Source organism: Draconibacterium sp. (assembly GCF_041583095.1).
Taxonomy (GTDB): Bacteria; Bacteroidota; Bacteroidia; order Bacteroidales; family Prolixibacteraceae; genus Draconibacterium.
The window spans coordinates 1-14,319 of record NZ_JBFHGM010000120.1 but is presented as its reverse complement, the minus strand read 5'-3'; the positions used below and the strand labels follow the sequence as shown (position 1 = coordinate 14,319).

14 protein-coding genes and 1 pseudogene are annotated in these 14,319 nt (G+C 42.3%); 6 read left to right on the top strand and 9 right to left on the bottom strand.

Annotation, left to right across the window (positions count from 1 at the left end; genetic code table 11):
* Both ABZB17_RS12390 and ABZB17_RS12385 read right to left on the bottom strand, forming a co-directional pair.
* Window positions 1-1,805 (bottom strand): glycoside hydrolase family 3 protein (locus ABZB17_RS12390; RefSeq protein WP_372650653.1); only part of this gene is annotated, 1,805 nt, incomplete at its 3' end.
* A 221-nt stretch (window positions 1,806-2,026) separates the two neighbouring features.
* Window positions 2,027-2,482 carry a DUF1801 domain-containing protein gene (locus ABZB17_RS12385; RefSeq protein WP_372650651.1) on the bottom strand — a complete coding sequence of 152 codons (456 nt, stop codon included), beginning with the start codon at window positions 2,480-2,482 and terminating at the stop codon, window positions 2,027-2,029.
* A gap of 146 nt (window positions 2,483-2,628) precedes the next feature.
* Here ABZB17_RS12385 and ABZB17_RS12380 point away from each other — a divergent pair, with 146 nt between their 5' ends.
* The gene (locus tag ABZB17_RS12380; RefSeq protein WP_372650649.1) at window positions 2,629-3,624 is read left to right on the top strand and encodes an adenosine kinase; all 996 of its coding nucleotides are present in this window, start codon (window positions 2,629-2,631) and stop codon (window positions 3,622-3,624) included.
* Between the two features lie 133 nt (window positions 3,625-3,757).
* Here ABZB17_RS12380 and ABZB17_RS12375 read toward each other — a convergent pair whose 3' ends face one another.
* The gene (locus ABZB17_RS12375) at window positions 3,758-4,375 is read right to left on the bottom strand and encodes a deoxynucleoside kinase (protein WP_045026537.1); all 618 of its coding nucleotides are present in this window, start codon (window positions 4,373-4,375) and stop codon (window positions 3,758-3,760) included.
* Window positions 4,376-4,416: 41 nt separating this feature from the next.
* Complete coding sequence (locus ABZB17_RS12370; protein ID WP_372650647.1) at window positions 4,417-5,937, bottom strand: GH3 auxin-responsive promoter family protein; 1,521 nt, start codon at window positions 5,935-5,937, stop codon at window positions 4,417-4,419.
* Window positions 5,938-6,174: 237 nt separating this feature from the next.
* Between ABZB17_RS12370 and ABZB17_RS12365 the strand changes: the two genes are divergently transcribed.
* The 3 genes from ABZB17_RS12365 (at window position 6,175) to ABZB17_RS12355 (ending at window position 8,212) form a co-directional block, all read left to right on the top strand.
* Window positions 6,175-6,699 (top strand): CvpA family protein, encoded by a 525-nt coding sequence (locus ABZB17_RS12365; RefSeq protein ID WP_372650646.1) that lies wholly within the window; start codon window positions 6,175-6,177, stop codon window positions 6,697-6,699.
* The gene (locus ABZB17_RS12360; protein WP_372650645.1) at window positions 6,683-7,774 is read left to right on the top strand and encodes a DUF3667 domain-containing protein; all 1,092 of its coding nucleotides are present in this window, start codon (window positions 6,683-6,685) and stop codon (window positions 7,772-7,774) included. Before ABZB17_RS12365 ends, ABZB17_RS12360 begins: the two co-directional genes overlap by 17 nt.
* Before the next feature lie 78 nt (window positions 7,775-7,852).
* Window positions 7,853-8,212, top strand: a complete 360-nt coding sequence (locus ABZB17_RS12355; RefSeq protein ID WP_372650643.1) for a DUF6249 domain-containing protein — start codon at window positions 7,853-7,855, stop codon at window positions 8,210-8,212.
* Window positions 8,213-8,265: 53 nt separating this feature from the next.
* Here the strand turns inward: ABZB17_RS12355 and fmt are convergent, their stop codons facing one another.
* Together fmt and ABZB17_RS12345 are read right to left on the bottom strand one after the other, a co-directional pair.
* Window positions 8,266-9,240 (bottom strand): methionyl-tRNA formyltransferase, encoded by a 975-nt coding sequence (gene fmt, locus ABZB17_RS12350; RefSeq protein WP_372650642.1) that lies wholly within the window; start codon window positions 9,238-9,240, stop codon window positions 8,266-8,268.
* A 2-nt stretch (window positions 9,241-9,242) separates the two neighbouring features.
* Window positions 9,243-9,341, bottom strand: a pseudogene (locus ABZB17_RS12345) (DUF5522 domain-containing protein); the annotation flags it as partial.
* Between the two features lie 168 nt (window positions 9,342-9,509).
* Here ABZB17_RS12345 and ABZB17_RS12340 point away from each other — a divergent pair.
* Window positions 9,510-9,905, top strand: a complete 396-nt coding sequence (locus ABZB17_RS12340; protein ID WP_045026560.1) for a hypothetical protein — start codon at window positions 9,510-9,512, stop codon at window positions 9,903-9,905.
* Here ABZB17_RS12340 and ABZB17_RS12335 read toward each other — a convergent pair.
* The 3 genes from ABZB17_RS12335 to tyrS all read right to left on the bottom strand — a co-directional run bounded on the left by ABZB17_RS12335 (window position 9,902) and on the right by tyrS (window position 13,676).
* A complete protein-coding gene (locus ABZB17_RS12335; RefSeq protein WP_372650640.1) occupies window positions 9,902-11,362 on the bottom strand; it encodes an O-antigen ligase family protein in 1,461 nt (486 codons plus the stop codon). The genes ABZB17_RS12340 and ABZB17_RS12335 overlap by 4 nt on opposite strands.
* Window position 11,363: 1 nt before the next feature.
* A complete protein-coding gene (locus tag ABZB17_RS12330) occupies window positions 11,364-12,314 on the bottom strand; it encodes a Wzz/FepE/Etk N-terminal domain-containing protein (RefSeq protein WP_372650638.1) in 951 nt (316 codons plus the stop codon).
* A gap of 69 nt (window positions 12,315-12,383) precedes the next feature.
* Window positions 12,384-13,676 carry a tyrosine--tRNA ligase gene (gene tyrS, locus ABZB17_RS12325; RefSeq protein WP_372650636.1) on the bottom strand — a complete coding sequence of 431 codons (1,293 nt, stop codon included), beginning with the start codon at window positions 13,674-13,676 and terminating at the stop codon, window positions 12,384-12,386.
* Window positions 13,677-13,926: 250 nt separating this feature from the next.
* Between tyrS and ABZB17_RS12320 the strand changes: the two genes are divergently transcribed.
* Window positions 13,927-14,319 (top strand): RNA polymerase sigma factor (locus ABZB17_RS12320; RefSeq protein WP_372650635.1); only part of this gene is annotated, 393 nt, incomplete at its 3' end.

Genomic DNA, 14,319 nt, shown 5'->3' with positions numbered 1-14,319 from the left:
GTGTTCGGATCGTTTTCCAGCTTTCCGTCGGCAGCGTGTGCTTCCGATTCTTTTTCTTCAACAAGGTCAACAAAAATATCGCCTTTTTTTGCTCCCTGCGGATAGTTGCCCAGCGCATAAGCCGGCGAATCTTCCAGTTTTATTGGCAGGGTAAACGGCAAACGTCCGCTTGGCGAAATATTTCCAACCAGGATGTCGGCCAGTGCATTTCCGCCTTCGGTGCCGTTAAACCATGATTGCAACAAGGCTTTCGACAGCGGTTTTACGGTGTTCAAATCGTTGGGTGCGCCACTAACCAGTACCGTTACGATATTTTCGTTTACCGCACTTAATTGTTTAATCAAATCGTCTTGTCCCGATGGCAGGAAGATGTTTTCGCGGTCGTTGGCTTCGGTTTCCACGGCACGGTTGTCTCCACCAATAAACAATACAATGTCGGCTTTGGCAGCCAGTTCAACCGCTTCTTTATTTAGCTTTTTGTTCAGTACTGCTTTTTCTTTATCCTCACGGTCGATATCTTCCTGTGATTTGCCTCCGAAAATACGTGCGAAATCCAGCTCCACCGGAACATAACCCTGTGCATACTGAATTTCGGCTTTGTCGCCAATTCTGTTTTTCAATCCTTCAAGCGGAGTAACTTCGTACAGCGTTTTAACGCCTGCACCAATACCACCGCTTCCCATTTCGCGAACGGCGTTTTCGCCAATTACCGCAATCAGTGGTTTTTGGCTCAAATCGAGCGGAAGAATACCTTCGTTTTTCAGCAATACTACCGATTTACAAGCCACATCGTAAGCAATTTTCTGGCTTTCGGGTTGCGAAGTAACTACCTTGTTCGCCTCTTCGGCAGGAATCGGCTCGATCGCCAAACGCACGCGCAAAATCTCACGTACACGCTGGTCGATTACTTCTTCCGAAACTGCACCGGCTTTTACCGAGTCGAGCAAGGCAGCGCCCAAATACCGGCTGTCGGGCATTTCAACGTTCAGTCCGTGTTTTACCGATTCAACAGAAGAGTGTGTGCCATTCCAATCCGACACTACAAATCCGCCAAATCCCCATTCATCGCGCAGAATCTGGTTTAGCAGTACATCGTTTTCGGCACACCACCAGCCGTTTACTTTATTGTAGGCCGCCATAACACTGTAAGCATCTGCTTCCTGAACGGCTGCTTTAAATGGTGGCAGGTAAATTTCGCGCATGGCACGTTCGCCAACAATTACGTTAACCGTTCCGCGGTTGTTCTCCTGGTTGTTCAGTGCATAGTGTTTTAAACAGGCCGCAACACCATTGTCCTGCGCACCTTTTGTGTATTGCACTGCCAGTTGTGAGCTTAGGAACGGATCTTCGCTCATGTACTCGTAAGTACGTCCGCCGGTAGGAATTCGCTGAATATTGATGGCCGGCCCAAGGATTACGTCTTTTCCGCGTAAACGGGCTTCTTTTGCCATTCCTGTTCCGTAAGCATATGCCAGCTCCGGACTCCAGGTGGCAGCCAGCGCCGATCCGGTAGGAAAGAATGTGGCTTTGTCGTTTTCCCAGCCAAGCGGTGCCCAGCTTTTGGGCTCCATTTCCTCGCGAATACCAAACGGCCCGTCGGCATAAACCATGTCGGCAATACCCAGGCGCTCAATTCCGGCCGATACAAACATGTACTTTCCGTGCAACATGTTTACCTTTTCATCCAGTGTCATTTGCGAAATGATACCATCGATCTGTTCATCGTACTGCAGCAATGATGAGGTAAATGATTCTTTTTGAGGAGATTTTTGTGTACATGCTCCAAGCAATGCTGTTAATAGCATGACAATTGTGATTTTGTAGTTCATAATATATTGCGATTTATTAATTCTTTCAGCTTCTGTAGCGGGTGCAAAATCGCACTCCGTTTCTTTCACAACATGAAGATTTTTATTTCATATTGTAAATGTAACAAAAAGATGCAAATAACAAGAAAATAAATCTGGAGTGGAATGGGAGTTGAATTTAGACTGGATTGCGGAATTGTTTTCTAAAAGCTTGTTGTTTAGCGTTTAATCTGCTTTTCGTAAAGATTGATCCAATCAGAAACAGTCATTTTTGTTGCTAGCTCAGTAATGAGGTCGTACGGAATTTGATCGATTTTTTTAAAACGAATACAGCTTTTTCCCATATCGGGTTTTGTTGTGCAGTAGTTTGGATATTCGGTAACGAACCAATCCAGCAGGTTTTTATTGGCATAAATTCCCATGTGATAAAGTGCAATGAAATTTTTTTGCGAGGCGAGATTAATAAAAGGGAGTGGTAATTTCGTGTCGCAATGATAGCCTGCAGGATAAACGGAGTGAGGAACAACATAACCGATCATTCCATAACTCATTGTTTCCTGAAAACCTTCTGGTAGTTTCGAGCGAAAGATCTCCCGAAGTTTTAAAACTGCTTGTTGTCTTTCTTCGGGGAGTTGAGCTACATATTCATCGGGTGTGTTAGCCTTAATTTTCATGATCTTTCTTTGCTTTTTTACAAAACAAAATTCTATTACATAGGTTTATGGAGAATGTATAGTAAGAATGAGCCGCGTATTGAAAGTTCATGGTTTTACCGGCTCAATAAAAATACTGATATTTGCGGCATTTAAAATTCGATAAAATGACAAAACAAAATATTCCTGCGGTACTGGGTATGGGTAACGCTTTGGTTGATGTAATTTCGGTTTTGGAGAGCGATGCTTTGCTTGTACAGTTTGGTTTACCACGAGGCAGTATGACGCTGGTTGATGCCGATCAGTCGAAAACGATTTACGATGCTACTTTCACTGAAAGGAGTGAATTGGCCACCGGCGGATCGGTTGCCAATTCCATTCGAGCGCTGGCTAACCTGGGCGGTAATGCCGGATATATGGGAAAGATTGGTCGTGATGAATTGGGCGATCTTTTTCGCAACGACTTTGAAAAACGCGGTGTAAAAACACATTTGTTTCATAGTGAAAATGCAACGGGAAGAGTGATGGGACTGGTAAGTCCCGACTCGGAAAGAACAATGGCAACCTACCTGGGCGCAGCTGCCGAAATGCTACCTGAAGAGGTGACCGAAGAGCTGTTTGCCGGCTACGAATATGTTTACATCGAGGGCTACCTGGTTTTTAATCACGACCTGATAAAAGCCTGCGCCGTTGCTGCTAAAAAAGCAGGTGTAAAAATTGCTATCGATCTGTCGAGCTTTAACGTAGTGGAGGCTAATCTCGATTTTCTGAAAGAGCTGATCCGTGATTATGTTGATATTGTTTTTGCCAACGAAGAGGAAGCTAAATCATACACCGGGCTGGATCCGGAAGCAGCACTTCACGAAATTGCAAAAGGCAACAAAATTGCTGTTGTAAAAGTGGGTAAAGACGGCTCGATGATTAAACAAGGTGATGCGATTGCTCGTGTTGGAGTTATTCCTGCGAAAGCCCTTGATACCACAGGGGCAGGCGATGCATATGCTGCCGGTTTCTTTTATGGCCTAACAAATGGCTACGATCTGGAAAAATGCGGAAAGATTGCGGCGCTGGTATCGGGCAAAGTTGTGGAAGTAATGGGGCCAAACCTCGCCGACGAACAATGGCCGGAAGTAAAAGCTGAAATTGCAAAGATTGTTGGTTAAAATTAAAGCATAAAAAAACTGTCATTTCGATCAGTCGGCTGACGGAGAAAAATCTGCTAAAGGTTTAGCTCCGCTGATTTTCAATTCTCAGTCATTCTTCATTCGAAATGACAGTTTTTATTTTATATCTAAGCTACTGAAATAAACCGTGGATTTGTGCATCGATCCTGTCGATAACAAAACTAAGGTCTTCGGGATTGGCGGTAAAATCAAGGTCGTCAACATTAATCACCAGCAATTTCCCCATTTTATAACTACTTATCCAGTTTTCGTAACGCTCGTTTAGCTGTTTCAGATAATCCAAACGAATCGAGTTTTCGTATTCACGGCCCCGCTTCTGAATTTGATTTACCAATGTTGGAATCGATGCGCGTAAATAAATTAGCAAATCAGGCGGCTGAATAAGGCTGGCCATCAAATCGAACAATGATTTGTAGTTGCCAAAATCACGGGTGCTCATCAATCCCATGGCGTGCAGGTTGGGAGCAAAAATTTCGGCATCCTCGTAAATTGTACGGTCTTGTATAATCGTTTTTCCCGACTTGCGGATATCGATAATCTGTTTAAAACGCGAATTCAGGAAGTATATCTGCAGGTTAAACGACCAGCGTTGCATGTCGTTGTAAAAGTCATTCAGATAAGGGTTTTCGTCTACGTCTTCGTAATGTGGGGTCCATTTATAGTGTTTCGCCAAAAGTCCGGTCAGTGTTGTCTTACCGGCACCAATGTTACCCGCTATCGCAATGTGCATATTCAATATATTTTTTTTTGAAATTCTAAAGTATAAAAAAATTACCTGTCGGTCCCCAGAATGTTCATAAGTTCGTCGAGATATTTTCGGTTATTGGCCAGGCGCGGAATTTTATTCTGTCCGCCAACCTTACCGCGTTGTTTCATCCAGTTGTAAAACGTGCCTTTTGGTGCCACCGTAAGATGCAGCATTTCAAGGGTCATGTTTTTGTGGCGCTTGGCTTCGTAATCCGAGTTTAGCGTTTTTAACGAATTATCCAGTATCGTTTTAAAGTGATCGATGTCTTTTGGTTCCCTGGCAAATTCAATAATCCACTGGTGGGCGCCTTTGTTGTTGTCGCTCATAAATACCGGTCCGGCGGTGTATTCGTTTACAATAGCCCCGGTGTGGTGGCAGGCCACTTTTAGCGCTTGCTCGGCATTGTCGATGATTAGCTCTTCGCCAAAGGCATTAATAAAATGTTTGGTGCGGCCCGTTACTTTTATCTTGAACGGGTATTTGCAGGTAAATTTTATGGTGTCGCCAATTACATAACGCCACAACCCGGCATTGGTAGAAATTACCATGGCATAATTTTGGTCCAGTTCCACGTCCTTAAGATTGATAACCGTTGGGTTTTCGCTACCAAATTCCGACATAGGTATAAACTCATAGTAAATACCATAGTCGAGCATTAAAAGCATGTCGTCCTGGTGCTCGTTATCCTGGATGCCAAAAAAACCTTCCGATGCGTTGTAGGTTTCCACATAATGCATTTGTGGCGAAGGAATAATTTTCCGGTACTGCTCGCGGTAGGGCTCAAAATTTACACCTCCGTGCGCAAACACTTCCAGGTTGGGCCACACTTCCAGCAGGTTCGATTTGCCGGTTTTTTCCAGCACGCGTTTAAACAATACCAGGTACCACGACGGAACACCTGCAAAAGCAGTAACATTCTGGTCGAGGGTGGTATCGATTATCTTTTCTACTTTCTCTTCAAACTCTTCGATGAGGGCAATTTCGGCTGCCGGTGTACGGAACAGGTCCGACCAAAACGGCTCGTTCTCGATCATAATGGCCGACAAATCGCCATGAAACGAATTGTTGTTAAAAGAGCTGACACGATGGCTGCCTCCCAAAGTCAGTATTTTTCCTTTTAAAACTTTCGATTCGGGATTGGAGGTAATATACTGGGCAAAAATATCTTTTGGGCCGCGCAAATGGCATTCTTCCAGTGCTTCGTTGGTAACCGGAATAAACTTGCTTTTGTCGCTGGTGGTTCCGCTCGACTTGGCAAACCACTTTACCTCGCCCGGCCAAAGCAGGTTTTTTTCGCCCTGGCGCAAACGGTCGATGTATGGTTTTACATCTTCGTAAGTTTGCAAAGGCATTGCTTTTTGAAATTCGCGGTACGAGGTTACATCATCAAAATTGTGTGCCTTACCCCATTGCGTATCTTTCGCACTTTGCAAAAGCTCAAATAAGGTTTCATTTTGAATTTCATGTGGATATTCGCGGTAATACTGTATTTGGTAGGCACGTTTTATATTCACCCACTTGATAACTGAATTTATGAGAGGCATCTGTTTCGTTTAATTTTATGAAGTCCAAATTTATGAATAAATGTATCAAATATGCAATCAAAAGTCATCTTGAAAAAGGCAATAATTGCGCGCCCTGAAAAATAAATTGAGGAAAAAGTTCGTTTAACCATAAAATCTGTTCGCTGGCCGATTGGCCGGTTTTTTAACTGATCGCGAATTTTTATATTTACCGCTGCAAATTGTTTCGGGAAACCTAACATCCATAGAAATTAAAGTATGAACTACATCGATATTATTTTAGGCATTTTGTTGCTACTGTCGGCAATAAATGGATTTAGTAAAGGTCTTATTTCAGAGGTGGCCTCCATTGCAGCGCTCATTTTAGGAATTTGGGGAGCTATTAAATTTTCATACGTTACCACCGAATTTCTGATCGAGAATTTCAACATGCATTCGAAACACATGAATATCATTTCGTTTGTAATCACCTTTGTAGTTATTGTAATTTTGGTGCACATTGTTGGCAGTGCGGTAAGTAAAATGGCCGAAACCGTTTTGTTGGGATTTGCCAATAAACTGGCCGGACTGGTTTTCGGTGTTTTAAAATCGGCCTTGATATTAAGCATAATATTGGTTATTTTTGACAAAATCGATGAGGACGTGCATATTCTTTCGCGCGAAGCCAAAGAAAATTCACGTATGTATGAACCGATTCGATCGTTTGCACCATCGATCTTCCCGTTTATTGAAGGATGGGAAATTGATATGAAAGAGAATCGCGAATATGAAAATGTGGTCTGAACTAAAAGAGCGTTTTAAGGGGAAAGATAAATCCACCTGGCACATCGATGTTGATTGTTTAAACTGTGGAACAAATTTTTCGGGGCATTTCTGTCCGAATTGTAGCCAGGCAGTTAAAGAGTACGATAAACCTTTTGGGTTTATATTTTTCAATTTTCTCGGCGATTTTTTTGCTTTCGATACCCGTTTTTTTCAAACGCTTTTTGGATTAGTGGCGCGTCCGGGTTTTCTTACCAAAGAGTATTTTGCCGGTCGAAGAGTTAGGTATACCCCGCCAATGCGCATTTTTGTTTTTGTGAGTTTTATACTGTTTTTGTTGTTGCAAATTGTTACCAATCGTGGTTTATCAACGGTATTGGATTCGGATTTGAAAGATGCAAAATTGGGGCTCGACTCTATCTCCGTAGCGGCAGCCGATTCTATTTTTAACCAGGTAAACGACCAAATAGAACCGGAAGAAAAGCAGGCACTGGACAACGTTCTGGGTAAGGGAAAAATACAGTTGGATAGTATCGACATTGCCAAATCGGCAAATAAAATAAATTTGGGTAATTGGGGTGGAGCACGGAATATAAGACTGGCATTGAATGATTATGCCGACAAAATGGAAAGGGAGATGGAAGAGGAGAAAGATCCGGAGAAACGTGCCGAATTACAGGAAAATATCAGAATGTTGCGCTCTCCTGAAGCAACCATTGCAAAAATACTCAAATACATTTCTTACGCTTTTTTCCTGTTGCTGCCACTTTTTGCGCTTATCTTAAAGCTTATTTATATTCGTCGGCGCCATAATTATATGCGGCACCTGGTTTTTTCCATTCACATCCATACCTTTATTTTTTTGGTAATGACCGCCATAATTGGCCTGTACTTGATATTTGATAAAGACATTGCAAATGTGTCAGGGATTTTGTTCTTGTCGGTTCCCGTTTATATTATTATCGCATTAAAGAAATTTTACGGGCAATCAATTGGTAAGGTGGTGCTTAAATTCTTCGCACTTTCGTTTATTTACAACATCGTATTTTTCACAGTAATATTACTCGCTTCTCTGGATGCAATTAATTTGCTCTGAATTTATTTTAAAAAAGTTGCAACATTTTGTTCTTCCCTGTAGTCAAACGGTCAGAAAATAAATTTTAAAACAATAATTATGGAAGAATTAATTGCAGTAGGCGTAGTATTTTTTGGAGCATATCACATTATCAAACTATTTTCTACCCACTTATTAAAACGGAAATTGATTAAGGCCGAACAGTATGACCGCGTAGGTATTTTGGAAGAGCCAAAAGTTGAAAATGATGAAACGAATCGTTATCCTTCGTTGAAATGGGGATTGGTTGCCTTAATGACCGGTTTGGGTTTTATCATCATTGAAGTAATGGGATTATTTAACCGTGAATTGGTTAGAGGCCGTGATGCCGTTTTACCACTGGGAATTTTGATGGTTTGTATTTCGCTGGGATTTCTGATCTACTTCTTTATTATGAACGGGAAAGCCGTTAAGAAATAGCCTATTTACTTAGTGATAGTATCACTCAAAGTGATGCTATCACTAATTTTTTCTTATTGAAAAGTATAATCTCCAATCTGCTGAAATCCCCTCAGAAAATCCTGAATTTTCATTCTTTTTTTACCGGCAATTTGCAAATCAGTAATTTGCAGCCAGCCATTGGAACAAGCAACTTTTAGAAAGTTTTTACCATCGCTTTCCAATGTTCCCGGAGGCGTGTTTTTATTGTCCTCAACGCGCATAGCCATAAATATTTTGGTGGCAGTTGCCTTACCTGTTTCTTTGTGTTTTAAGGTGCTCCAGGCAGCAGGGTAGGGCGATAGTCCGCGAATAAGATTACGGACCGCATCTGCATCGGCCGACCAATCTATTTTACAGTCTTCCTTGAAAATCTTCGGGGCATGTTTTATTTCTTCACCTTCGGCAACCAGCTCTTCCTGTGGGATGGCTTTATAATCTCCCGATGCCAGTGCATCAACAGTTTCAACAACCAGTTTGGCGCCAATGCCCATCAGTGCATCGTGGATCGTTCCAACGGTGTCGTTTTCCCAAATGTCAATTTCTTTGCGGAAAAGTATTTTACCGGTATCAATTTCATGAGCCAGCAAAAAAGTTGTTACCCCGGTTTTTGTTTCGCCGTTTATTACGGCCCAGTTCAGCGGGGCAGCGCCGCGATACTGTGGTAGTAAAGATCCATGCAAATTAAAAGTGCCCAAACGCGGCATATCCCAAACCACTTCGGGTAACATTCTGAAGGCTACAACCACCTGTAAGTCGGCTTCCAAAGCTCTTAGTTCATTCAGGAAATCCGGGTTTTTAAGTTTTTCGGGTTGCAGAACATTTAGTCCTTGTTCAACAGCATATTGTTTTACCGCCGATTCGTGGAGTTTTTTTCCACGTCCTGCCGGTTTGTCGGGCGCTGTAATTACACCAACAATATTGTAACCGCCTTCAACCAGGGCCTGTAAACTGGCCACGGCAAAATCGGGCGTTCCCATAAAAACGATTCTCAGGTCTTTTCCTTGCATAACTATTTTTTTCTGAGATTGGTATTTCCTTTTTGCGCTTTTGGCCAGTACGGGCAGTGGCGGCATCCGTTGGCACAACAGTAGCCGCGGTTTGTCAGGTATTATTCGGTCATCACCCGGTAACCATTTTCCATGTAAAAATCTTTCCCTTCCTTTAATTCTTCCTCGTATCTGTCAGGAAAAAGGTCATCGAAATATCCCATTCTCAAATTTTTTTCAAAAGTAGCCAAATTGACTTATCTTTCAGAACACGAATCACAGTTTTTACCATGGGAGTTGAGAAAGATTATTTAATGCGGCAGCTGATGATGTTGTTTGAAGTCATCCAGAAAATTTTGCGTCACCGCAGAAAAGGCGAAGATGAAGAGGCTGAAAAGCAAATTCAGTTTTTTTACGAGTACCTGAAAATTGATGAAGATGTGGAGAAACTTTCGGTTGAAGCTTTGATCGATTTATTGGAGAAAGATAAAAACCTGGTAAACGAACAATTGGAAATGGTGGCTTTTGTGCTAAAAGAACAGGGCGAGCTGGCCGCCTCGGATGATAAACGTTTGGATTTTTTTAGAAAATCATATTTCATTTTGCAAAAGGTGGAACGCGAAAGCATTTCCTTTTCAATGGACCGACAAATGAAAATTGCAGAATTGAGCGCTTACCTGAATTAACCTTGTTTCAGTTCCATATCTTTTTCCTGTTTTCTGGAAAGAATATCAATGGCAACGATCATTGCCGTGAATCCCCAAAACGGCACCGATATCTTGTCAGTATCCAGAAAGTTATTCAAAAAACCGTGGATGTAGTAGGTAACCAGCCCAATAAGTGCCGCTAAAACAATCGACCGAAGCCGGTAATCTGATAAGCGGGTATAAGTATTTACGGCTGTATAAATCACCAGGATTATAATTAACAGGTAAGTTGCCAAACCAAGCATCCCCGACTCTGCCATGGGGCCAAGGTATTCGCTGTGAGCATTTCCTCCATCGGCTGAGTTGGTACTGATAATTGTGCGATCTTTGCTTAACTGGTATCTGGCATATTTAAACATGTAGGTTCCCGGGCCATAACCAACCACGGGTTTGTCGGCAAACATGCGCACGGCGCAACTCCAGCGGTTAATACGCTCCAGGTTCGAGGCATCGGAGCTTATGTTCGACATCGACGAAATGTGTGTCATTATATTGGCCGACGATTCTTCAGAGTTCTGCTCCAGTTTCATTAAAATCTGAGATTGGAAGACAAGGAACAAACCAATTATCGTAATAAGTGTAATAAAAAGTGGCTTAAACCGGATGCGAAGTTTTATGATGGTCCATACGCCAAATGCAACGATTATACTCAGCCATGCCGCGCGACTGTACGATAACAAAAATCCAAGTGTAACCACCGCAAGAGCTCCTGCGGCCAGCATCCTGATGTTTTTTGAATAAGTTTTGCCAAGAATGAACATTACCAAAAACGGGATGTATATGGCGGTGGCAGCACCATACGAAGTGTGGTCGCGGTAAAACGGCGAAACCACAAAATGCGCAGCTTGTTTATCCCATAAACCATAACCCAGATGCCGGTACGTAGAATAGAATATTACCAGGATTAAGGGAATTACATACAACCAGACATATTTTTCCATGTTTTTGCCTTCTTTAAATATTTTGGCAGTAAGCAGGTAAAGTCCCACCACAAACCAAATGCGCATCAGCAAAAATTTAAACGAAACCAGTGGCATGGTGCTGGTTACGCATGTAATCAGAATCCAGAAGAGGTTCAGGTAAACGGCCAGCGATACCGGGTGAAGTAATATTCTCCGATCGAATTCTCGTTCCTGAATTACTTTCAGAATAAAAAGCAGCAGCAAACCAAACAGCAGTGGCTCGGTAGGGATGTACATATCAAAACCAATTCCGGGCAAATATTCACGCAGCGGAATGGATAAGGGCGCCAGAAAAGCGATGAGGTAAATAACTTTATCAAACGAATAAACGGCCAGTAAAACAACAGCAAAAACAAGCGGAAGCACATTGGCATACAGCATATGTTTTTCTACCACAAACCAAAGATTTAATGCAATAAATCCGATGGAAATGAGATAAAAAAGTGCAATTCGTATGACCGCTTTTTGTGGCACTTTAGTCTTTTTTTCTGTAGTCGAGTACCAAGAATACAAGTAGTGCAAAAAATACTGCCGACAGCGTTGTAAAAGCAACGATCAGCCAGCGAACAGGGTAAGCTTTTTTATCAGCCGGAAACGGGTATTCCACCACGTGGCTGTAGGTAATTTCTTTTTCGTATTCAGTTAAGTAGGTGTCATAAACGATCGACAGTGAATCAATGACCTGAATAGTTTTATTGTATTTGTTTTCAAGCATGTAAGCACGCGAACCTTCTTTCGAAAAATTGTCATAAAGCTTTTCAATTTTCTTTGTATCGCCTGCCGATCCACGTCCTGCCGCCAGGGCATTCATATAACCACGGGTAATTTCATCAACCTGGTTGTTATAGCTGATAATGCCATATTGCTCACGGATGCTATCCAGTTGGTGTTCGTATGCTTTCAGCTCAGTATATTTCCTGTCGAGCTGTTTGCCGGTTATGTCAACCATTTCTTTTTCTTTGGTTTTATGCAATTCCTGCACTTTTTGGTTGAAAAACGAAATGATTGAATCGCACATGTCGGAAGCACGTTGCGGGTCTTCATCCAACACACTTATTTCAGCGGTTTCGTATTCGGTTTTACCGGTACTCACATTGGTGTTGTACTCGCCAATCATATACGTAATGTACTGCGGATCATTTTTTTTAATGTCGTATACTTTGGCCAGATCAAACGAATCGAACATCCGGAACTTGATGTCGTTCGAATTCAGAATCTCCAGCATTTGTTCGGTTTCCGACTCATCACTCATCGTCCAGATGTTGGTAGGGTAGAGGCGCGCCGTTGATTTAAATTTGGGCGTAATAAACGCCGGGCCTGAAAAAATGGCCGATAGAACAACAGCGATTACACCAACAAGTACAAAATGAAATTTGCGTTTCCAGATGAGTTGCAGGATACGTTGATTGTCAAAAAAGTTATCCATAAGGTGTGGTTTCAATTTGATCGTGTAATTTCAACGCACCCGAACTGTTTTTAGTATTTAAACGCCTTATTATTCAGCAATAATAAGGAAGTAGTTTTTCTTCCCTTTTTGTGCCAGAATGTATTTTCCGCCAATTAAATAGTCGTTGTTTACAATCAGCTCCGGATCGTTGATCTTATCTTTGTTAATGCTCAATCCGTTACCTTGTATAGTACGGCGCAATTCACCTTTCGATGGAAAAACCTCTGTTTTTTCAGCCAGCAAATCGATAACGTTAATACCGGTAGCCAATTCGTCTTTTGAGATATTGAATTGAGGAACGCCTTCAAACACAGCAAGGAAAGTACTTTCGTTTAGTTTGCGTAACTGTTCGGCAGTACCTTTTCCAAACAAGATCTGCGATGCTTCCACAGCCATTTCATATTCTTCGCGCGAGTGAACCATAATGGTTACTTCCTCAGCCAGTTTTTTCTGTAATGCACGGGCATGTGGTGCTTCCTTGTGCGCAGCAACCAGTGAGTCGATCTCTTCTTTCGACAACAGCGTAAATATTTTTATGTAACGTTCAGCATCATCATCCGAAGTGTTCAGCCAAAACTGGAAGAATGCATAAGGCGAAGTACGTTCCGGATCGAGCCAAACGTTGCCCGATTCTGTTTTTCCAAACTTGGTACCGTCGGCTTTCGTAATAAGCGGACAGGTTAATGCAAACGCTTCGCCTCCGTCCATACGGCGGATCAACTCCGTTCCGGTAGTAATGTTTCCCCACTGGTCTGATCCACCCATTTGCAGGCGGCAGTTGTTGTTTTTGTACAAGTGGTAAAAGTCGTAGCCCTGCACCAACTGGTAAGTAAACTCGGTGAACGACATGCCCGATTTTGATTCTTCGCCCAAACGTTTTTTTACCGAATCTTTGGCCATCATATAGTTTACGGTAATACGTTTACCCACTTCGCGAATAAAATCAAGGAATGAAAATTCCTTCATCCAGTCGTAGTTGTTTACCAAAAGCGCTACGTTGTCTTCCTTACTTTCAAAATCGAGGAATTTTGCCAGCTGAGCTTTAATACATTCCTGGTTGTGGCGCAGTGTTGGTTCGTCGAGCAGGTTACGCTCCTGCGATTTTCCTGATGGATCGCCAATCATTCCGGTGGCACCACCAACCAAAGCAATAGGCTGGTGTCCTGCAATCTGAAGGTGTTTCAACATCATAACACTTACCAGGTGGCCAATGTGCAACGAGTCGGCAGTTGGGTCGATACCCACATAAGCCGCAGTTAATTCTTTTTCCAGTTGTTCTTCAGTTCCCGGCATTATATCGTGCAACATGCCTCTCCATTTCAGCTCTTGTACAAAACTCATCAGTGTAAAATTTATTTATGATCGTGATCGAATCAATCGTTTATAAAAAATCTGCGCAAATATATAAAATGCTGAGTGTTATTCGTTGGCTTTCCGTTCAAAATCAAATCCTGCAAAGGAAATTAACGATTTGCAAACCACCATCTTCTTCCACTTCCGACTCCCGGCGTCGGTCTTCCGACTTCATTCTTCAAACTTTTCAAAAATAATTGTAACATTTGCCTACCTTGTTTAGTCTGATGAGATAATTATGAATGATGCGCAACTGGTTCAACAGGTTTTAAACGGAAACAACCATGCGTTCAGGTTTTTGGTATCGAAGTACCAACGGCTTGTAACGCATGTGGTTGGACGCATTATTCAGCAGGAAGATGAACTGGAGGACATTTGCCAGGAAGTTTTTATAAAAGTTTTCAAAACACTGAAGCGTTTTCGGGGCGATTCAAAATTATCGACATGGATTGCTACCATTGCTTACAACACGGCAATAACGCATTACCGAAAACTAAAACGAAGAGGAGAGTTGTCATACAGCGAAGAGCCCAACCTTATTCTTGCTGAAAAAGACCCGGGGCTGAACCAGAAAAGTATTGAAAAGGAAGAAGCTAAAAAATATCTCATGCAACTGATTGAGTCGTTGCCT

What these genes read in the sequence shown, in the direction of transcription:
- ABZB17_RS12385 (WP_372650651.1), bottom strand. Translation starts at nt 2,482, where the DNA reads ATGAAAATTAAGGCTAACACACCCGATGAATATGTAGCTCAACTCCCC.
- ABZB17_RS12380 (WP_372650649.1), top strand. Translation starts at nt 2,629, where the DNA reads ATGACAAAACAAAATATTCCTGCGGTACTGGGTATGGGTAACGCTTTG.
- ABZB17_RS12375 (WP_045026537.1), bottom strand. Translation starts at nt 4,375, where the DNA reads ATGCACATTGCGATAGCGGGTAACATTGGTGCCGGTAAGACAACACTG.
- ABZB17_RS12370 (WP_372650647.1), bottom strand. Translation starts at nt 5,937, where the DNA reads ATGCCTCTCATAAATTCAGTTATCAAGTGGGTGAATATAAAACGTGCC.
- ABZB17_RS12365 (WP_372650646.1), top strand. Translation starts at nt 6,175, where the DNA reads ATGAACTACATCGATATTATTTTAGGCATTTTGTTGCTACTGTCGGCA.
- ABZB17_RS12360 (WP_372650645.1), top strand. Translation starts at nt 6,683, where the DNA reads ATGAAAATGTGGTCTGAACTAAAAGAGCGTTTTAAGGGGAAAGATAAA.
- ABZB17_RS12355 (WP_372650643.1), top strand. Translation starts at nt 7,853, where the DNA reads ATGGAAGAATTAATTGCAGTAGGCGTAGTATTTTTTGGAGCATATCAC.
- fmt (WP_372650642.1), bottom strand. Translation starts at nt 9,240, where the DNA reads ATGCAAGGAAAAGACCTGAGAATCGTTTTTATGGGAACGCCCGATTTT.
- ABZB17_RS12340 (WP_045026560.1), top strand. Translation starts at nt 9,510, where the DNA reads ATGGGAGTTGAGAAAGATTATTTAATGCGGCAGCTGATGATGTTGTTT.
- ABZB17_RS12330 (WP_372650638.1), bottom strand. Translation starts at nt 12,314, where the DNA reads ATGGATAACTTTTTTGACAATCAACGTATCCTGCAACTCATCTGGAAA.
- tyrS (WP_372650636.1), bottom strand. Translation starts at nt 13,676, where the DNA reads ATGAGTTTTGTACAAGAGCTGAAATGGAGAGGCATGTTGCACGATATA.